Source organism: Azonexus hydrophilus, assembly GCF_038368255.1.
GTDB classification, from domain to species: Bacteria; Pseudomonadota; Gammaproteobacteria; order Burkholderiales; family Rhodocyclaceae; genus Azonexus; species Azonexus hydrophilus.
In genome coordinates, this window is sequence record NZ_CP151407.1 from 263,984 (window position 1) to 282,679 (window position 18,696).

General features: G+C 56.3%; 24 protein-coding genes and 1 pseudogene. 2 read left to right on the forward strand and 23 right to left on the reverse strand.

Translation table 11 applies throughout. From position 1 onward, the window contains the following. Window positions 1–19: 19 nt before the first annotated feature. The 4 genes from AADV58_RS18035 to glmS form a co-directional block, all read right to left on the reverse strand. Window positions 20–424, reverse strand: coding sequence for a hypothetical protein (locus AADV58_RS18035; protein WP_341744649.1), 405 nt, complete (start codon window positions 422–424; stop codon window positions 20–22). A gap of 143 nt (window positions 425–567) precedes the next feature. Continuing rightward, on the reverse strand, window positions 568–1,182 hold the full coding sequence (locus AADV58_RS18040) for a hypothetical protein (RefSeq protein ID WP_341744650.1): 615 nt from the start codon (window positions 1,180–1,182) through the stop codon (window positions 568–570). Between the two features lie 108 nt (window positions 1,183–1,290). Next, window positions 1,291–2,037 carry a DUF5131 family protein gene (locus AADV58_RS18045; protein WP_341744651.1) on the reverse strand — a complete coding sequence of 249 codons (747 nt, stop codon included), beginning with the start codon at window positions 2,035–2,037 and terminating at the stop codon, window positions 1,291–1,293. 140 nt (window positions 2,038–2,177) lie between these two features. Further along, a complete protein-coding gene (glmS, locus tag AADV58_RS18050) occupies window positions 2,178–4,001 on the reverse strand; it encodes a glutamine--fructose-6-phosphate transaminase (isomerizing) (RefSeq protein ID WP_341744652.1) in 1,824 nt (607 codons plus the stop codon). A 156-nt stretch (window positions 4,002–4,157) separates the two neighbouring features. Between glmS and AADV58_RS18055 the strand changes: the two genes are divergently transcribed. Next, window positions 4,158–4,862, forward strand: coding sequence for a hypothetical protein (locus AADV58_RS18055; protein WP_341744653.1), 705 nt, complete (start codon window positions 4,158–4,160; stop codon window positions 4,860–4,862). 101 nt (window positions 4,863–4,963) lie between these two features. On the opposite strand, the gene AADV58_RS18060 is transcribed toward AADV58_RS18055, so the two are convergent. The 9 genes from AADV58_RS18060 to AADV58_RS18100 form a co-directional block, all read right to left on the reverse strand. Then, the gene (locus tag AADV58_RS18060) at window positions 4,964–5,314 is read right to left on the reverse strand and encodes a hypothetical protein (protein WP_341744654.1); all 351 of its coding nucleotides are present in this window, start codon (window positions 5,312–5,314) and stop codon (window positions 4,964–4,966) included. Between the two features lie 62 nt (window positions 5,315–5,376). Further along, window positions 5,377–6,120 (reverse strand): hypothetical protein, encoded by a 744-nt coding sequence (locus AADV58_RS18065; RefSeq protein WP_341744655.1) that lies wholly within the window; start codon window positions 6,118–6,120, stop codon window positions 5,377–5,379. Window positions 6,121–6,197: 77 nt separating this feature from the next. Next, window positions 6,198–7,019 carry a hypothetical protein gene (locus tag AADV58_RS18070; RefSeq protein ID WP_341744656.1) on the reverse strand — a complete coding sequence of 274 codons (822 nt, stop codon included), beginning with the start codon at window positions 7,017–7,019 and terminating at the stop codon, window positions 6,198–6,200. Between the two features lie 215 nt (window positions 7,020–7,234). Beyond that, entirely contained in the window at window positions 7,235–7,675 is a 441-nt protein-coding gene (locus tag AADV58_RS18075) for a hypothetical protein (RefSeq protein ID WP_341744657.1), read from the reverse strand. 27 nt (window positions 7,676–7,702) lie between these two features. Beyond that, window positions 7,703–8,167 (reverse strand): hypothetical protein, encoded by a 465-nt coding sequence (locus tag AADV58_RS18080; protein WP_341744658.1) that lies wholly within the window; start codon window positions 8,165–8,167, stop codon window positions 7,703–7,705. A 74-nt stretch (window positions 8,168–8,241) separates the two neighbouring features. After that, window positions 8,242–8,586 (reverse strand): hypothetical protein, encoded by a 345-nt coding sequence (locus AADV58_RS18085; protein ID WP_341744659.1) that lies wholly within the window; start codon window positions 8,584–8,586, stop codon window positions 8,242–8,244. A 66-nt stretch (window positions 8,587–8,652) separates the two neighbouring features. After that, window positions 8,653–9,150 carry a hypothetical protein gene (locus AADV58_RS18090; RefSeq protein WP_341744660.1) on the reverse strand — a complete coding sequence of 166 codons (498 nt, stop codon included), beginning with the start codon at window positions 9,148–9,150 and terminating at the stop codon, window positions 8,653–8,655. Window positions 9,151–9,397: 247 nt separating this feature from the next. After that, the gene (locus tag AADV58_RS18095; protein ID WP_341744661.1) at window positions 9,398–9,880 is read right to left on the reverse strand and encodes a DUF2726 domain-containing protein; all 483 of its coding nucleotides are present in this window, start codon (window positions 9,878–9,880) and stop codon (window positions 9,398–9,400) included. A gap of 13 nt (window positions 9,881–9,893) precedes the next feature. Next, complete coding sequence (locus tag AADV58_RS18100; protein ID WP_341744662.1) at window positions 9,894–10,202, reverse strand: hypothetical protein; 309 nt, start codon at window positions 10,200–10,202, stop codon at window positions 9,894–9,896. Window positions 10,203–10,280: 78 nt separating this feature from the next. Between AADV58_RS18100 and AADV58_RS18105 the strand changes: the two genes are divergently transcribed. Continuing rightward, entirely contained in the window at window positions 10,281–10,565 is a 285-nt protein-coding gene (locus AADV58_RS18105; RefSeq protein WP_341744663.1) for a hypothetical protein, read from the forward strand. A gap of 260 nt (window positions 10,566–10,825) precedes the next feature. Here AADV58_RS18105 and AADV58_RS18110 read toward each other — a convergent pair whose 3' ends face one another. The 10 genes and pseudogenes from AADV58_RS18110 to AADV58_RS18155 all read right to left on the reverse strand — a co-directional run bounded on the left by AADV58_RS18110 (window position 10,826) and on the right by AADV58_RS18155 (window position 18,504). Beyond that, window positions 10,826–11,635 carry a hypothetical protein gene (locus AADV58_RS18110; protein ID WP_341744664.1) on the reverse strand — a complete coding sequence of 270 codons (810 nt, stop codon included), beginning with the start codon at window positions 11,633–11,635 and terminating at the stop codon, window positions 10,826–10,828. Window positions 11,636–11,686: 51 nt separating this feature from the next. Then, on the reverse strand, window positions 11,687–12,688 hold the full coding sequence (gene galE / locus AADV58_RS18115; RefSeq protein ID WP_341744665.1) for a UDP-glucose 4-epimerase GalE: 1,002 nt from the start codon (window positions 12,686–12,688) through the stop codon (window positions 11,687–11,689). A 116-nt stretch (window positions 12,689–12,804) separates the two neighbouring features. Beyond that, window positions 12,805–13,149 (reverse strand): hypothetical protein, encoded by a 345-nt coding sequence (locus AADV58_RS18120; protein WP_341744666.1) that lies wholly within the window; start codon window positions 13,147–13,149, stop codon window positions 12,805–12,807. A 341-nt stretch (window positions 13,150–13,490) separates the two neighbouring features. Beyond that, on the reverse strand, window positions 13,491–13,946 hold the full coding sequence (locus AADV58_RS18125; RefSeq protein ID WP_341744667.1) for a hypothetical protein: 456 nt from the start codon (window positions 13,944–13,946) through the stop codon (window positions 13,491–13,493). Window positions 13,947–13,996: 50 nt separating this feature from the next. Then, entirely contained in the window at window positions 13,997–15,088 is a 1,092-nt protein-coding gene (locus AADV58_RS18130) for a retropepsin-like aspartic protease (protein WP_341744668.1), read from the reverse strand. A 56-nt stretch (window positions 15,089–15,144) separates the two neighbouring features. Next, complete coding sequence (locus tag AADV58_RS18135; protein ID WP_341744669.1) at window positions 15,145–15,555, reverse strand: DUF5710 domain-containing protein; 411 nt, start codon at window positions 15,553–15,555, stop codon at window positions 15,145–15,147. A 6-nt stretch (window positions 15,556–15,561) separates the two neighbouring features. Beyond that, window positions 15,562–16,068 carry a hypothetical protein gene (locus AADV58_RS18140; protein ID WP_341744670.1) on the reverse strand — a complete coding sequence of 169 codons (507 nt, stop codon included), beginning with the start codon at window positions 16,066–16,068 and terminating at the stop codon, window positions 15,562–15,564. 93 nt (window positions 16,069–16,161) lie between these two features. Next, window positions 16,162–17,181, reverse strand: a complete 1,020-nt coding sequence (locus tag AADV58_RS18145; protein WP_341744671.1) for a site-specific integrase — start codon at window positions 17,179–17,181, stop codon at window positions 16,162–16,164. Window positions 17,182–17,294: 113 nt separating this feature from the next. Continuing rightward, window positions 17,295–17,387: pseudogene (locus AADV58_RS18150) on the reverse strand (hypothetical protein); the annotation flags it as partial. Beyond that, window positions 17,365–18,504, reverse strand: a complete 1,140-nt coding sequence (locus AADV58_RS18155; protein ID WP_341744672.1) for a replication initiation factor domain-containing protein — start codon at window positions 18,502–18,504, stop codon at window positions 17,365–17,367. The gene AADV58_RS18155 and the pseudogene AADV58_RS18150, both read right to left, overlap by 23 nt. Window positions 18,505–18,696: the final 192 nt, after the last annotated feature.

Below are 18,696 nucleotides of genomic sequence, written 5' to 3' on the forward strand. Positions count from 1 at the left end.
ATGGTATTCAACCGCCGTTTTAGGCAGCCGCTTTTTTTTCGGTAATGGTTTCCGGCAGTTTTTCCATTGCCCCATTGGCGGCGGGGTTGTATTGGAGAGTCTTGATTTTTGCCCATGCCAGTTCCGCTTCAATCAGCGCTTGATCCGCATTTGTCTTTGCGGTGTCGCAGCCGCCCGCGAGTTTTGCGCGCTCTCCAAGCATGGCCAAGTGACGCAACCCAAGGATGGCATCTTCGCATTCACCCATCCGCTTGCGGTTCATGATCTTCTTGCCTAGTAGCACATCCCTGAGTAGATCGAGCCTGGTTTTGGTTTCGATCTCCATCCAGATGGTGAAGACCTTGCCCAAATTTTCGATGTCCCCGGCTTTTGCGTTAAGAAGCCGATGTAGTGCATCACACATGCTGCGTCCTTTGTTTTCCAATGGACGGATGCTACGGCACCACGACGGGGATTGCCTGTGCCCAAAACGGCAATTTTCGCAACGGAATTTCACCCACTCCCGGATAGGCAAAGGGCGGATGCTTTCGCACCCGCCCTCGCCAACGCTTCCCAATCGTACACCGTCTATCCGGCTGTCTGAGGCTTTTGCACGTTTCTGGCCCCATCAGATGTTGATGTGCCCCAGTCTGTTTGTCTAAACATAATTTCGCAGCGCGTGAAGAACTCTTTTGCCTCGTTCTGGCTGTTCATCTGCATTCTGAAAACAGGATTTTCCAGATCATTCATACTGAACACAACTTCATTTCCTTCAAACGAACAACCGTAAATGTCTTTGAAGTCGTACACGCGGATAGCATCTGGCGTGAACAAAATTCCCTTTCGGCTTTCCAGATCCATGTAACAAGATGTACCGTTGTCACCAACTAAGCCGCTGTGTTTCAACCCCATCTTATCCAAAAATTGCCGGGCTTGTTTTTCCAGATGAGCCCGCATCTTGCAGGCCTCCCCTTGCACCCAGAAGAGATAAAGACCAATCGTCCCTAAAGGAAATGTGACAACGCAAATCAGCAACATCACCCAAAGCACCATCAACACCAAAAGCGATTGCCAGTTCTTAATTCCACCGCCCGGCCAGACAATTGAATGCAGAATCCAGAACAACCCCTTTTTCCGTTGGTAGACATACTGCGGTCCCGCAATATTTTTCTTGGTTTCAATCTGGTCAAGTCTCGATGTCATGGCTACTCCCCATCTAAAAATTTGAGACTACCTTAATATTTTCTGTTTGCCATAGGCTATCAGCGGCTGATTCTACCCAGGCGCCGTGTTATTCCTGCGGGGGTTGTTTTAGGCGACTTGGCGCAGCAGATCGTCGTAGCGTTGCGTTTTTTTTGCGGCGCCAACGGATTTACTCATTGAGGCGGGCATTTTCAACATCTTGATGTCTCCGTTTGCGGCTTCTCGCTGCGAATCCCCTACAACGGTAAATCCCCCGCCCACATGCACCAGTGCCGTCTCAATAGCCAACTCTGCCTGGATGGCCGTGCACTGGTCTTCCGCTATCCAGTCACCAAGGCCAATCACGCTGAATGGCACTTGTGCCGTCCGACATTGGGCGCGAATATTTCTGATCCATTGCGGATGAATGGGCTTCGCCCTTGGTCCCGTAGTCCCTTCGACAAATACCTCGCGAATTAACGCCCCCCACGGGCGGCCGTCCTCGCTGGCAAACCCCTCCAAGTGGACTGGTTCGCTCGGGCAAACCGACAAAATGCGGTGGCTTACCGGCGCGCTCAAGAAGGCAGGCATTCCCGCCGCCGCAGCGTTTTGGCGGTGGATTCTGTACGTGAATGCGACGTTCGCGAACCCCACCACGGGATTGTTTTGCCGAGTACCCAGCAGATCACTGCAGCGTTGCTCAAGGATGCTCGGCTGCCGCTGGTATCGCTGCATGACCATCAACAATCGCTTTGTATTGGTCGTTGTGATCAGGTAAGCGTGGTGCGGCGTCGCTGAGACGACGGCAAACATGTTGTCGATGGCCGCATCCGACACATCCGGTCGGAAAGGATCTTCGATGATGACGAAGGTCATGGGCGAAGCCCTTTTGATCGGGGCAAGCAACTGATCAAGTTGCACTCCTTCGTCAAAGGATTCTTCGTGTCGGAAAAGCCGCCAAACAAACCGGGATTGCTTGACTCTCGCGGGTCTAAACATAGTCGCTCCCTGTGACTTTACTCAACAGTGACTGACTTCGCCAGGTTGCGCGGCTTGTCCACATCCGTACCTTTCACCAAGGCAGCATGGTACGCCAGCAACTGCAGCGGAATGACATGGAGAATCGGCGACATAAGGCCGTAGTGTTCCGGTAAGCGCAGCATATGCACTCCCTCCTCTTCCGGGATTTCCGCATCGGCATCCGCGAAAACGTACAACTCCCCGCCTCGCGCCCTGACCTCTTGCAAGTTGGACTTGAGCTTTTCCAGGAGGTCGTCATTGGGGGCAACAGAGATGACGGGCATGTTCGCGTCCACCAGTGCGAGTGGTCCGTGCTTGAGTTCGCCTGCCGGGTAGGCTTCCGCGTGGATATACGAGATTTCCTTGAGCTTTAGCGCCCCTTCCAGCGCAATTGGATAGTGCCGCCCTCGCCCCAAAAACAGCGCATGCTGCTTATCGGCAAACCGCTTGGCCCAGGCTTCTATCTTCGGCTCAAGGTCCAATACCTTGGACACCGCCACCGGCAAATGTCGCATTTGTTCAATAAACGACTGCTCCCGATCCTCGCCTAATCGGCCCTTCACCTTAGCTGTTGCCAGTGCCAGCAAAAACAACGCAGCAAGCTGAGTGGTGAATGCCTTTGTCGATGCCACGCCAATTTCCGGGCCGGCGCGTGTAATGAAACGAAGCGCACATCCCCGAACAATGGCTGATTCCGGCACATTGCAAATGGCGAGGGTATTCAATTGCCCCAAGGCCTTCGCATGGCGCAGCGCCGCCAAAGTGTCAGCCGTTTCGCCTGACTGGGAGATGGCAACCACCAATTGACGCGGATTCGTCACAGAACTCCGGTAACGGTATTCGCTGGCAATCTCCACGGTGCAAGGAATGCCGGCGATGCTTTCAATCCAGTACCGCGCCGTGTACCCAGAATGACTGCTGGTGCCACAAGCGAGGATCAGAATGCTATCGGTGCCTGCAAGAAGGTCTTCGGCTTGTGCACCAAACAGCCCCGGCTGGACGGTCTTGCTTCCTCCAATTGCTTCCAGCGTGTTTGCCAGGGCTTCCGGTTGCTCGAAGATTTCCTTTTGCATGTAGTGCCGATAATTGCCCAGCTCGACGGCGGCGGCGGACAATTCGGAAACATGAACCGGGCGCTCAACCTGCGTCCCATCGAGTTGAGCAATCCGAACCGCCTGCGATGTCAGTTCCGCGACATCCCCATTTTCCAGATACACCATGTTGCGCGTCACTTGCAGCAAGGCGGAAGCATCCGAGGCGGCATAATTGCCAGATTCCGTTACGCCAAGCAGCAGCGGCGACCCGTTACGTGCCACAACCACGGTCTCAGGGTGACGGTGATCAATGACCGCAATCGCATAAGCGCCCTGCAATCGTCGGCAGGCCTGCTGGACCGCCAGAAAGAGATCCGGTTCGTCTTTGAGCGTGGCCTCGATCAGGTGCGCGATGCTTTCTGTGTCTGTCTCAGAGGTAAAGATGTAGCCTTGCGCAGTGAGTTCGGTGCGCAGACTCTCGTAGTTCTCGATAATGCCGTTGTGGACGACGGCAATGCTGCCGGAAATATGCGGATGGGCATTGCGCTCAGACGGCACGCCATGGGTCGCCCAGCGGGTATGCGCCACCCCGGAAGTCGCTGCCGTACCGGACGCCGCAGATTCCAACTCGGCGACACGGCCCACGGAGCGTACCCGCTCAATAGCCTCCCGCCCACAAACCGCCAAACCTGCCGAGTCGTACCCTCGGTATTCGAGCTTCTTCAGCCCTTCAACAAGGATCGGGACAATATTGCTACCAGCTACAGCCGCGACGATGCCGCACATTAAGCATTCCTCAAATGGATATTCGGTACGCTGATTATCCGTAACGCCGGCCCGCAGATCGCCTGCCCAAAACCATGTTTTGCGCGACGGAATATCCGGTTATCTTTGGTGCCAAAAAGGGGTTGAAGTCAGAACCTAATCCGGCATCATGACTACATGAGCGCAAAACTTACCGTACATACCACCCCCTCCCAGGACGCAACCTGTTTCGAAACCTATTGGACGACAGGCCGCAAGCAGGGCATCGTGAAGACCTCGTTGGCCGATTCCATTGACCAGGACCGTCCGATCATCGCCGAACTCTCTGCCATTCACTTCCTGTTGAGCCACCAGCACCTTCTTGGCGAAGGCCGTGCCGGCAACCAGATGGAAATCGAGGTGACCTTCGGGGCCATCCGCAAGCTTTCCATGGGTAGCTCAACCAAAGGCCATCTGATGAATCACGGGAAGTTCCTTCTGACCCGTTACGCAGACGCCAAGGTGACCGTCTCGAAGGACACTACCTGGATCGTCCCGGAGCGCGCAATCAACCGGGTCGAGGCATTGGACATCAACGAACCCTTGGCGGAAATCGTAGATGTTGCCGGCGTCGGATCGGTCAGCGTCTCCTACCATCTGCTGGATCGCATGATGCAACGGGCCAACTACGCCTCGATCACTGCCGCGTGGCAGCACCTATGCAAGATGCTGTGTGGCGGGCAACTCGCCCGTGTCGCCCTCCCCCCTTCGGTGGCAAAGCACAAGGCGGACAAGCACGGATCGACCGGGATTCACCTGAAGGCCCTGCGCGATCACTGGCATTTTGTGATCGCCCAAAGTGGCCCGCGCCCTACGCTTGTTACCGCCTACGTTCGACTCTGAGCGGTTCGTCAAGGAAGAAAGCCGCCCCCAATGAAAAACCCGGCCATCCAGAAGGATGAACCGGGCTTTTTCTTGATGGCTTACGCCGCAGTCGCGGTCGCCTACTCGACGATCTTGATCCCGCCGTAGCCTTGCCCCAGATAGGGGTTGAAGACAAACTTCTTCGGCAGTTCGGCGAAATCGGTTCGCCACGCTTTATCAGGCACCTTGAGGCTCATGAGCGCCTCAAAGGTTGCCTGATTCGACGCCAGACCGATAGCAGCAACCTGCTTCTCGTAGTGCGTATGAAAGAGGTCTTTGCAGCGCGCCAGCCAGTCAGCCGGGCGCGGTAGCACCAATTCCTCGGCCATGGCCGATTCACAGATGAACAGGGTGCGCGCCGAATGAAGGGCTTTTACCAGAGACAAAAACGGGCCGGTAACCGGAACGTCATCGTTGTCGATTTTCGACATCATCTACTCCTTGATTGACACGGAGCATCCCTATTGCGGGGATGCCCCGCTTGGGGTTGTGTCTAAAACAGTACCGCCAGCAACACCTCTCCATTCGGATAGGCATCTTTGGCTTGCTCACATGCATGCTCGGCATCTGCTGCCTGGCATTCGAAGTGGATGATGAACTTGTCGCCGGCCTCTTCGTGGAGGCTGACGCGGTAGTTCTTCAGTTCCTTATCGGCATCGGCCGCCTGGTAGGACTCCATGCGCTCTTGCACTTCCTCCACAAAGGCTTTCGGCGACATCAGGCCGTAACGAGCCAGTCGCATCGGGATATCTTCCACCCCGATACTGCCGTCTTCAATCCGGCGAAGCATCAGGTCAGCCACTTCGTCTTCCGACGGAGGTTCTTCCTGAACAACGACTTCCATCGAGTATTCCTCGACTTCCGCCGCCGATTCGCCGGTGAGCATGCCGTTGCCGATGGCGTGCTCGCACATCCGCTGCAGGCGCGACACCATGTCTTCCGCCATCTCGCCATTCAAGGCGTACTCGACTTCGAGTGTCAGGCGAACTCTGGTCGTCTGGCGGCTTGCCAGCGTCCGAATACGAGCTTCCAGCGCTTCCGCTTCCGCAGGCAGCGTGTAGTCTTCACCGAAATTTTCTGGCACTTCGCCCACGGTGCGGACCATCCCGGCCAGTTGCTTTTCGGCAACCATGCTTTCGATGATATCCAGCGATTCAGCGGCGACCCAGATGATCAGATCATCCGTGCTGTCGCTGCCACCGTTGAATCCCGTGACGACCATTTCATACTTACTCATTGTTTTCTCCTGAAAGGTAGCCCGGAGAAAGAGGTCGCCCGAAGGGCGATTGAACTCCCCCTTGGGCCTTGGTTGACTTACTGTTGATCGATCTTGCGTGCAGCCGCCAATGCAGCTTCGTTGCTATCCACAACGATGCCTTCATCGGCGCACAGGATCTTTGCCCAAATGACCGTGCGGCAGGCCTTGAGCCATGCCAGCGCTTCGTCCTTGTCGACGGAGCACTCAAAGCCACAGGGATGATCCCCGGTATGAGCCAGTTCTGCGTAGGCAAACATCTGTTTCAGCCCATCATGGGTCGATGAGCAGAAACGAGCCACTTCGTCAGCGGGTTGGTCATTCATCCAGCCCGTTTCGTGCAACTCGATGATTTCCGCTTCGCTGGCTTGAGCGAACCACGGCGCCGCATTGAATTCGACCTCATAGCAATAGTCGTCGTCATGGGCCGTCGCCGAGATCATGGCATTACTGACTTCAGTCGGATAGCAAAGCGCCCCGCACTGCGGACACTCGCCAGACGGCATTTCGCCGCCCGCGTCGACGCGCATCTCCAGATCCTTGGCTTCGTTCAGTTCATCTTCCGTGTAGGAAGACGAGCAGTTGTCGCATTGATGCATGACGAACGGCGCCGATTCGATCGGGTTTCCGCATTCATCGGAAAACTCGATGATCTTGGAAAGCTCCGCCGATTCACTCCAACCGCGCATATCCTGGATGGTCGTAGCGACCTCTTCCTGGAACAGTTCAGTGAAGCGTTCTGGCGTGAGCGACAGCAGGTCTTCGCGGGTCAAGGTGAGATGCGAGACAAACGTCCACTTCACCTCGAAGCCGACGCGTATTGCTTGCCCCGGACGGGTTGCCGCATGGGCCTTGATGAGTTCAACGGTGGTTTCGTGCATGGTATTTCTCCTTCGATATAACGGAGACACCATGCCCCTATGGGGATGATGCCCCCAAGGGTTGAGATGAATGACTGGCTTTGGTCAGATTGACCCAGGTGATACCAGCTACCTGTTTTGGCGATGCCAAAAGAGCATTTATTCTATCAGTTCGAGTGCAACTGGGTAAAAATAAACCCCCGGCAGTATGAAACTGGCTGCGCGGGGGGTCATTTTCAATGACATCCGTGGGTCATCGATGACTCACGGATGATTTGTTTGACGTAATTGCCAAGCATGTTGTCGATGCAGCCATAGTGCTCCATGAGCCACATCTGATGCCCTTCATAAGGAACCTCGACCCACTCCAACGAAGTGGTCATTCCCCACTTATCAGGCGAGTCAAGGTCTGGAAACTGGTCCTCCCAACGAACATCTGCTTCTTGTCCGCCGATATCCCAGCACATGCCTTCCGGGCACTCATAGACCATATGCGAGTAACCCGTCGAATAAACCGAACCGCGTTCATCGATGGTTTTTCGCAAACAGGCAACCAACTTGCCCTTATGCCCTCCTGTTTCAAACAAGGCAACCGCCAACGTGTGGCAATCCCCTTCCAGAAACATATTCGGGTCATATTGGGCCGCAACCGCATCCAACGCTCTGCTGATGTTCATCACTAGCTCCTTTCAGAGTTCGGCGACTTACTCAGCAAGCCATTGCGCAGGGAATACGCGATCCGGCAATTCGTAGCGAAGCACAGGAAGGGTTGCCCCATTCGCCGAGAACAACAGAAGTTCGCGAGTCGTCGCGGTTTCCGCTTGGATCTCACTCAGCTTCCCCGGATGCCAGATCGGATTGCCTCCGATCGGCCAGGTCTTGATCAGGTATTCCGCGCCGATTTCCGGGGCGGGTTGCGGCAGGCCGCTCCCGATGAAGGAGACCCGATCCGTTACCCCCTCCGGGGTGCAGGTCTTCAGGTTGGCCAGCAACGGCAACTTGGTGCCGAAGAACTCGGACATCTCGTTGAGCCACAGCGCATGGGCCTGGCGGGCATCTTCTGCTTTCGCAAAGTTTTGCCCGGTCAGGTTGAAGAACAGTACAGCAATGCTCTTCTGATCCCCTGCCGCCAGTTCAACGTTATCGAGCATGACACGGTGTTGATTCATGGTATTTCTCCGAATGAATTGCTCTCCGCGCAAGGGGTGCGCTTTGAGCTTGGTTTTGAGATTGAATGCTTGCGTTAAGCAAGCGTGAAAGTGACCCGGCCACTACGGCTCATGATGTCGCTGATCGACTTCAGTTCGTAGGCAGGGAACCACCACAGTCGGCCGCGCACAGTGACCTCACCGCCCTCCTCATACTCCAGATCGTCCGTCAACATCGGGGCGTCCGTCAGGGCGCCGACTTGTTGAGGCATAACCGGGAACAGTCGAGCGTTGGTGCTGAAACCGAAGGCTTCGAGCAGGTCGGCCAGAAAGCCGTGATCGGACCCTCTGGTGTTGTCGCGAATATCGAGAAATTCACAGCAATCATCATCGTCTACGACGAGGGTCAGGTTGCCGTTCGGTTCGATAATATGGTGCATGGAAAACTCCTTGGTATGACAAGGAGCACCCCCAGAGGGATGCCCCTCTGGGTTGATGAAATACGGCTACAAGAACCGCTTATTGATGATTTCGCAGCCAGGAAAGCGCCGCTCCATTTCCTTGTCGTGCTGCGTCGCGGAATACGCGACATTGAGGGTACGGTATTCCCCCTCGGTGTCGCCCGGCAGGCGGAACACGATCTTGGTCTTGCACCAGCGTTTCAACTGGGCCTCCTGACGCTTCAGGAGATCCAGATCCATGGCGATCGTGCTAACCACCAAATCAGCGTGATTGTTGTCGGCACAGGCAACGCCATATTCTTTTAGCATTTCCTGCGCGAACTCGACGGCGATTTTGTGCCGGTTGGCTTCCTCGAAGAAAGCCTTCTCGGCTTCAAGCGTTTTGAAATGGAAGTGCATGGGACCACCCCAGGAATCTTCACTCCATTCGGCAATCTTCTTGCCGTTCAGAAGCAAAGTGCCTTGCAGGCAACCCTCGCCCTCATGCCCCTTGAAGGATTTGATGCCACCAAGGGAGTACGGCCCGATCTTGTTTTCTTGCATGGTAACTACTCCGGTTATTGCGGAGCAGTACCCCAGCGGGTATGCCCCGCGTGGGTTGAGAGACTGACTTTGGCAAAAGCCCGGTGATGTCAGCTACCGTTTCACGCCACAAGTGACGTATGAAATCCTCAATGGAGCGCCAATGCGCTCGGTTCAGGATTCCGCTTTATTGCTCAGGCTGGTTTCATCGTCGGTAACACCAGCTACCGTTTTTGGATTGTACTGGCAAATCGCCCATTCCAGGGTATTAGACGCCGCTTCCCTGCAGAAGCCCCAGAAGGTCACTGCGTATCTTGGCAGGATTCGGCCTGCGCGCTGACTCATAGCGCAAGGTCGAAACTCCCACGCTCTTTGTCATTTTGTCGCGGATGGCGTCGAGTGATGCATTATGCGACCGATCATCCAACTCGATGATGCCGACGATTGACAGGTTGCTGTCACAGATAAGGTAGTCGCAGTGCTTCGAGCCGATGAATTTCAGTTGGCGCATAAAGGCGCTCGACCCTCTCGCGGCCGGCGGCTCGATAAATGCTCTCAGGGCGACCTGCGGGAAAATATAGAACTCCGGCACGGCAGCGCGGATTCGCTGGAAAAACTCCAATTCATTGCTTGTCATCAGGCGCTTGCGCTTGAACTGACTTGGGCGAAGGAACCCCAGGCGCGACAACAGAAAATAGCCAACAGCGATGCCCAAGACGGCAACAGCGATAGCGATTGGCAAATGACTCACTTCGACATCCTTTCTATGAGTACAAGGTGTTCCATTCCGATTCGTCGATGCCCAGGATTTCCTGCTCCTTACCAATGAGGTTGTGAGGCGACCCGTTAGGTGCATCGAAATGGTGAATCAGATCTTCAACGCCACTGATCGAGAGCACGGCAGCGCAAGCCGTTCCGGCCAACTCCGTGAAATTGATGACGTTCGTGAACATTCGCTTGGCGTAAAAGTCTGACGGTGTTTCGATAAATACCCGTTCCGGCTTCGTCTTCCCGTGCTTTTTTGTATAAACCACAAAGTTCTGGCGATGATGCTTTACGTTTCGTAGCGACATGACGCTTCCCCTTCTAGGATGCAAATCATCATAGGGAGAAGAAACACGACACGCGCCCTTCAGAAACCACGGAATCGATTGAACAAACCCGAAAAGGTGCTTAGGACAATGGTTTTCGCCATTGGTTGTTTTCAGGATAAAACGACAGACTGCGCTTTTCCACCGCGTTTTAAGACCATGCAAGCATCTTCTGTCTCGGCTTCTGTACTGGAAAACCCAGCGACCTCTTACTGGCTTCGCCAAGCGCTGACCTCCGCTCTAGCGCGTGATCCTGTCGATGCGCTCAATGACGCGGAGCAGCTTGTCGCACTGCTCACGCAGAACCTGGCGCAGTTGCAGAACAAACATCCCGGTAGCAGCTAAGGCGCCCGGCGCAAAAAAAAGGGCGGTTTTTCAACCGCCCTCAACGAATGTCTGGAGGAGACATGCTGCCCATTGCAGCGGGGATTTCTGCACGTTCCCGATCCCATCGGGGAAAATCACAGGGTCTTGCCAGACCAAATACCTCAAGCGCTGACGTGCTCGCAACTCGGTAACAGTGAGAAAACAACCTAACGAAGGAGCCTCCATTATTGGGAAGTCCAAACTCGTTGACGAGTTGCAAAAACCCGATATTTTCGCGGTTATTTGGGGGTCAGCTTAGAAAGGTGGGCGACCGCGCTCAGGAAAGCCTCTTCTTCTGCGCTATGGGTTTCCCAAAGTGTTGGCCAGCCAGAATCGGCGTTGATACATTCATGAACGACCTCCCATCCGCGCCCTTCAATCGGCGTGATCGACAAGAATTCACCTTGCGGGATGGTTCCGTTTGTCTTGCGCACCCAGAGGAAATCGCCTTGCTCCACAGCATTATGTGGGTCCACGACGGTGAAAACTTCCGGGAATCGTTCGGCTATGCGCTGGGAGAGCGGGTAGCAGGCAGATAGCTTCTCCATCCGATCTTCCGTGGAGGTCGAGATGAGCGTCAGACTCTTGGCCTTTTGGCGCAGCCAGGTGGTGCCCTCACTTTTTTGAAGCTCGGCGAGTTGCGCGACGAGGCGAACGATATCCATTTTAAGATCGCATGGGTGTAGCCAATCGAACGCTGGCGATACCACACGACCAGCCTTGACCGACACCGTACCATTCTCGGCAATCTCGACCAAGCCCCAGCCTTTTGGCAGGGCATCGAACGTGAGTGCTCCCGGTTTAGCGATCAGATAGCGCGTCTCGCCCAGTTTAACCGCCTCGGTCGATCGGGCGATCTCCCTTGCCGTGACGCTACTGCCGACTATCAGTGCCGTGACGCTATTGCCTTGAGCATCCCACCCTATCCATCCAGACAGGCGCTTGGCCTCATAAGCCTGGGTGACCACGCATGCCGGCCCTTTCCTCGCTTTGGGACGAGAGATCCAGGCGAGCGCGGCATTTTTCAGCTTCTGTAAACGTTCAGGCATCGATTATTTTCTGTGAAAGTCTTAGCGGGATTCGCGCCGTGCGTTCGGCGCTCAGTTGGCCGCACAGTTGGATTGCCATCGCCACGCATCGGCGCACATCGCATCGATCCCTTTTTCGGCACTCCAGCCGAGAAATACTTTGGCTTTTGTCGGGTCGGCGTAGCAGCTTGCGATATCCCCGGCCCGCCTCGGCGCGAACGTGAAGGGCACAGCACGACCACTGGCCTTTTCAAACGCCCGGACCATCTCCAACACGCTGTAGCCTTGGCCGGTGCCGAGATTGACTTCGGCCACCCCCGCCGTGCGCGAAATGGCATCGAGCGCAGCCAAGTGTCCCTTGGCCAGATCAACCACATGAATGTAGTCGCGAACCCCGGTCCCATCGGGCGTTGGGTAATCGTTGCCGAACACGGAGAGGGTTTCGCGCTGCCCCGCGGCGACCTGCGAAACATAAGGCATGAGGTTGTTCGGAATCCCATTCGGACTTTCGCCAATCAGGCCGCTTTCGTGGGCACCCACCGGATTGAAGTAGCGCAAAACAGCCACGCGCCACGCGGGGTCTGCCCGGCCAATGTCCCGAATGATTTCTTCGATCATCAACTTCGTTCGCCCGTAGGGGTTGGTGACCTGCAGCGGAAAGGATTCCTGGATCGGGACAGTATGCGGATCGCCATATACCGTTGCCGACGAACTGAAGACCAGTTTCTTGACGCTGTGGGCGCCCATGGCGTGAAACAAGTTCACCGATCCGGTCACGTTGTTCTCGTAATAGGCCCAAGGTTTCTCGACAGACTCCCCTACCGCCTTCAGACCAGCAAAGTGGATTACCGAATCGATCTTGTTCCGTTCGAATATCGTCAGCAGCGCTTTCAGGTCACGGATATCCGCTTCGATAAAACGGGGCCGCTTACCGGCGATCTTCTCGATGCGGTCCAATACTTCGATGCGGCTGTTGCAGAGGTTGTCGATGATCAATACCTCTTCACCCCGCGCCAGCAGTTCTACGACCGTATGCGAGCCAATATAGCCTGTGCCTCCCGTTACGAGAATCATGCTTTCCCCCTTAATCTCAAGTTGCGGTTACCCAGCGACAGGCGCAATCGGCTTGCGGGTAACATTTCGTGCGCCCCGCTGCCGGCCTGCCATCGTTTCCAATACGCGCCATTCCCCTATGCGCTGGCATTGAGGGCGATATCGTCTTGGGCGCGTAGCAGCATGTGCGCCCCAACGCGGTCGATCAGGTCTTCGATGTCGGTATGCTCCTCGCTGTCAGGGCGATAGCCGACATGCTCGCAATACCATTCATTTGCTCCTTCTCGCCCGACGAGTGTTGTTCGGCTCAGGAATGGCGCATCCATCGCGTCACTCGGAAACACTGACAGAACAAGCGTTTCCGTTTCCAAATTGATAGGCAACATACCGTTGCTATCAGTGATAACAACAATAACGTCCGGGGCGTCGTTTTCCGACACCAGCAGGCATTTGCGACCGTCCATCGAGCTTGTGAATATCATGGCAACCTCATTTGTTTGATAAGCATATGGTCGCAAATTACCCTGCTAAAACAACCGCAAAATAGGGGTGGGTTTTCCGGAAAAATGGCTGTTCATGATGGCGATTTTGTTCAGGCGCTATCGGCTTGGCGCCGCCGTTGTTTCCTGATGATGTAGCTCAACATAAGCGAGGCATCGGCCACGACAATTGCCCAGCAAAGGTAGTGCATCACTGGCGACTCAGCGGGCGGGTAAACGACGATTCCCGCCGACACGACCAACAAGGTCAAGACCCTAAACACGGTTGGCTTGTGGCGATCCGGGTTGTCTGTGAACTGAAATTGGTAGCGTTTTGCCACGGCTTACCTCACCTCGGAAAGCGTTAGCCTTGCCAGGAAGGCGCTACAACCCATCAGTAATATCCCCATGAGCATTGCCGGGATAGCAAACTCAGGCGGTGCATAGAAATAGGGCTTGATAACGGATGTTGCGGTCAGCGTGACGATCGTGCAGTACCCGCCTGCGGCTAAACCTGCCGTGGCGATAAATACGAGCATCACCATATAGGCAATTTCGGCAAAGGAAGTGCTGTTGCGGTAATTGGTCCCAGGTAAAGACGCGCATGGCTTAACGGATGGCATCCTAGATTCAGTCATTGTGTGCAAAGAAGACTTGACGATACTCGCGCCGCCATTTCGATGCGCCCTACAAAAATCCGTGTTTCTTCGATGCATTTGCGGTTGTTTCAGGAATTCGCCAAGGCGGCGTTGCTCGAAGTCATGCGCGACGGTGACCTTGCGCTCCGGAACGAAATCCAAGCGCGTTGGGATGAGGTTTTGCGAAGGACTAAGGCGCCCCGCGCTTCAATCTAGTCGGCCGGCGTAACCTTCAGCAGCTTTTGCTGCTTACGGAAGCGGTCGAGCAACGCGCCAATGATCGAAAGCGCCAACCCCAAGGCGCTAATCAGTGCCCAGATGATCGGATCTCGCGTTCGCACTGGCGTGCCGGCCGCCTGGGCGTGCGGCGTTTCATCCCAAGCAATTTCTGGCACCTTCTGACGCGAAGCATCGACCGCCCCGGCGCCCCCGGCTCCTTGAATGTGCATGGTGTTACCCGACTGGCTGATTCGATAGCTCGCCAGCAGGTTCATCCCCAGTAGTGTCGTTTCGTTGTTCTCGATGATGGCGACTTCTGTGTTGTGCGCGATGAACGGCCCGAAAGTCACTGCCTTGGCCATCCCCATACACCCCTTCACGGCCCCGCCTGGGGTCTGGAACATTGCAGGCGTTTGGCAGGCAATCCCGGCGCGTTCTGCTACGGCCGCCGGCACAGTGACATGGGTTGCACCCGTATCGACCATGAAATTCACCCCAACGCCATTCACTTGGCCAGGGGTCATGTAGTAGCCACCTTCGCTACGAGGGATGCTGATCCCCCCGGCGGCTGTAGCGAGGGTCAAGGGGAACGCATGAAAGTCAATCGCGGTGTTCGGCACCCCGTCCCGGTGATTGATGCGGATTTCCGTACCGGAATTCGGCGCGACCGATATGCCTCCGTTGATCTGGTACTTGATCCCATTTTTGAACCCGATATCGAGGTTGCACCACTCCTCGCCACGCATGACCGTCAGCCCGTAATAGCCGACCGGCATGCTGATCGATCCCTCGGTATTCGGGTTGATCACGACCACCTGATAATCCTTGCCCGATTGCGCGTTGCCCATTGTGGCAACAATCGGTTTTGGCGTCCGATTGCTGAAGCTTATCAAGCCCTTTTGGTTGCCAGTTCGCTGCAACATACCCCCGTCGAGCGCAGCCGTGCTATTGCTGACTGGCAGCGCATGGCAGACAGAGGCCATCGCGGTCGGCTGCTTTGGTGCGTCAATAACCCAATACCCCGCAATCCCTACAGCAATCAGGGCACAGCCAGCAAGATAGATGGGGTTAGGCAGCGATGACATGCGCCCGATCATACCGGAATGACCGGCGCTTGTTTAAGGTTCAGCGCTTCCTGGCGCTACGCGGCTTCCAGAAGATCGAACTCCACGGGCTGCCCGATGATCCATTGTGCGAATTCAGCCTGCCGTGACGGCGCACAGGCCCAGGTCTTGCGGTGGCCAACCCAAACTGCCCCGGCTGCTTTCGCGGCATCTTTCTCCGTGAACGGGACAGTTAGCGCAAGCAGTCGGTAGCTGATTTCCAACGTGGGAAGCGTATCGATCTGCTCGATTCCCTCCACCCGATCGCTGACGAAGGCCAACGTGCCATCCGGCGCGACCAGGGCGCGACTGTACGAAGCTGTGCCGCCGCATGCGCCAAATCCTGGCACAAGGCGATGCCACACCCAACCTGCCCTGACCTTGGCGGACACCTTCGAGGCGGATAGGCGCTCTGCGCTGATGACTTCCGGCGACAGATAATGGCGCATCTCGTTTCAGCCCTTCATGTCCGCAATTCTGGCTTCTGCAGCATTGGCAAACCATGCGGCGCCAAGCGCTGTCACGGTGACCTCTCTGTTGTCGCGCACCAGCAACCCCTTTTTCTCCAGACCGCTGACCGCTCGGCCTTCGGTATGGTCGAACGAGATACTGGTTCCCTCGACAATCGCCCCGCCAGATTCATCCAGCGCAGAATTCATGAACATCTTTTCGCCTGGTGCCAATTTGATTTTTTTGGCTGCAATTCGAAGCATGATATTGCCTATCTCGGCTTGGGGAACATGGTGCTTGGCCCATGAGGCGAAGGAAGAAAGGTTACAGGTTGTCTCACTGCCGATCAGTGAAACCATTTGCCCTTTAGTCCAACTGTATTCCTGCGTGATTTTTGCAGACAGCAGCCGATATTTGACGGTCGGAATCTTGGGGTCGATTGATACCACCTCACGAATGCCTTCCTTCCCGTCGAAGTAGCATTCTCCCGCCTGAATTTCCGATTGTTTCATGCGACACCCTTACTATTGATAGACAACTAGATGGATATTCCGGCGCCGCTTTTTGCTGCTTCCCCTCAATGAGTTACGGGCGTCTGTGGCATGTCACGCGCCCGGTTGTGCCGAGATTGTGACATTCATCTTCTGATCCACCACCGACGCATGAGTAGCGAACCTTTCAGGGGAGAGGTGCGCATACCGCAGCACCATCCCGTAATCAGCCCAGCCGCCCATCTCCTGCAACACATGGAGGGGTGTTCCCTCCTGCGCCAACCAGGAGGCCCAGGTATGGCGCAAGTCATGCCAGCGGAAGTTCTCAATTCCCGCCGCCTTCAATGCTGCCCGCCAGCCCTCCGCATAAATCTGCGTCTGGGGCTTGCCGCGCTTCCCGACGAAGACGAAGCGTTCATGCTTGCCTCGCTGCCGTTCCAGCACGGCCAGCGCCGTTTCGTTCAAGGACACGTGAATGTCCTTGCCCGCCTTGGCCTGGTCGCCGTAAATCCAGCACACCCGCCGCGCCGTATCGACTTGTGACCACTCAAGCCGCAGCACGTTGTTTCGACGTAACCCCGTCGCCAATGCAAAGCGTGCCATCTCTGCCGTCGCTTCCGGCAAATGCTGCAACAGCCTTTGCATCTCCGCCGGGGTCAGCCAGCGAATACGCCTTTGCACCTTCGGCGCTTGCGGACGCTTGGGCACGCGATCCAGCCATTCCCATTCGTCCGCCGCACGGTGAAGAATCGCCCCGAGTATTTCCAGGTTCCGCTTGATGGTTCCCGGTGCCCAGATGCCCGCCTTGGTATCCAAGGCGATCTGGATGGTTTCCCGCGTGATGTCGCGCAGGAGTTTTCCCCGGAAGTGCTGATGCCACCAAGCGATGACGACCTTCGTGTTCTTGTACGACCGCAGATGCTTCTTTTCCAACAACCACCGATGGGCTGCCTCATCCCACGTGTGGTCGGGACGATCCCCGAGCTTGAAGACGCGCCACGCTTCCGCTTTTAGCTTGTCGTGGTACTCCTGCGCTTGGTTCCTGTCCCTTGAGCCAGAAGTTTCTCTAACTCGTTCTCCTGCCGGCGTGGTGAAATCAACCCACCACGTCTTGCCGCGTTTGAAAAGTGCCATGTCGAAATCCCTTTCGATGACACTTGCAACGCTTGCCGTTCGGGAGCATAGAGCGAACGCAAATAGCTTGCAAGGTCATCCTCAATGAATACCCAGCGCCGTCCCGCCTTCGCCCCTGGAATCTGGCCCGCCTTGGCACGAGCGCGTAACTCTTCAGGGTGAAGTTTCAGGAACGCCGCCGCCTCAGATAGCGTCAGCGTCTTCATGGGAGCCGCCGCGCAGGAGGAAGGGAAGGAGCGGCACGAATCGCTGCGGGAAACCGCCTCGCATGATCTTCTTGAAGACGCGGTCCGCGTCCCGCTTCTCGACGTGGTAAATCAGATTGATCGCCTGGCCGTACTGCCGCCGCACGTGGCCGATAAGCGCGTCATATTCGACGCCAGCGGCCTTGATGGAGGTCGGTATCCTCTCGGGGCTTTCGGACAGCGTAGCGAGGCAGGGATACGCCCCGGCGAGGTATCGGCCGGGCTGGGTCAATATCTCCCACGGGATGAGGCGATTCTTGGCGAGCAGTTCGAGTTCGACGCGAAACCACGGGCTATCGGGATCGCCGAGTTGCTTGCCCTTCTCGTAGCCCCGCAACAGCTTGCCGGCGGCCCGGCTCCCGATCTGGTAGGTGCGGCCTTTGTCGAGGTTGTCGTAGTCGCCAATCAGCATCGAGGACGCCTTGCGGCCATTGGCACCGCTGAACCCGTCGCCCAGGTACTCAGCCCGCAGGCGCTCGATATTCCACACTTCGCCAGTGAAGTCATCATGCGCCAGGTCGATGCGGCTGATCTTGGCTTGCAATCCTGCAATCCATGCTTCGATGCCTGCCCAATCGGACGCCATCGCGCAGCCGTGGGCGTTGAGGCTCACATAGGCAGTATCGTTCTGCGACTTGCCACCCCAGGCCACCAGGCCGAATTCGCCCAGCATGGTGCGCCGGGTGTAGCCGTTCCAACCGTAATCACAATCCGCCGTGCGGCTGACCTTGAAAAAACGCTGGATGTCGGCGAGTAGTTGCGCCATGTGGTAGTGATCGGACAGGCGAACGGTGAAGGCCAGCCAATCGATGATGGCCGCTTGTGCCGATGCTGCGGCACAGGGGCGCGGGACGTAGATCGGAACGGCGTTGCCCTTCTTGCCAGGGCGACTATGAACATCCTCGCCGACAGGCGCGAAGCTGTCCAATTGCTCACGATCTTGGGGTGTCCTTCGGGTTTGCTCCCGTGTTACTACACGGGAGGCGACCGTCGCCTCCGCCGTGCGGTCCTCGCCGGCTCCCGGCTGCGGGCCTCCGGCGTCGGCGCGGTCTTTCTGGTGCTCGTTACTCGTTCGCATGGTGCGTGCCTTTCGCAATGGCGATGAAGGCATGCACATGGCAATGGCCTCATTCGCCGGTTAACGGGAAGAGGCACAGGCCCAAGCCGGGCAGGCGGGGAAGGAATAGCGATGCTGGCGGGCCTTCTGGTCTGCGGCTACTTAAAGCCTGCTAGACCCGGCTGATTCGCACTCGTCGCGGTAGGTTGTTGA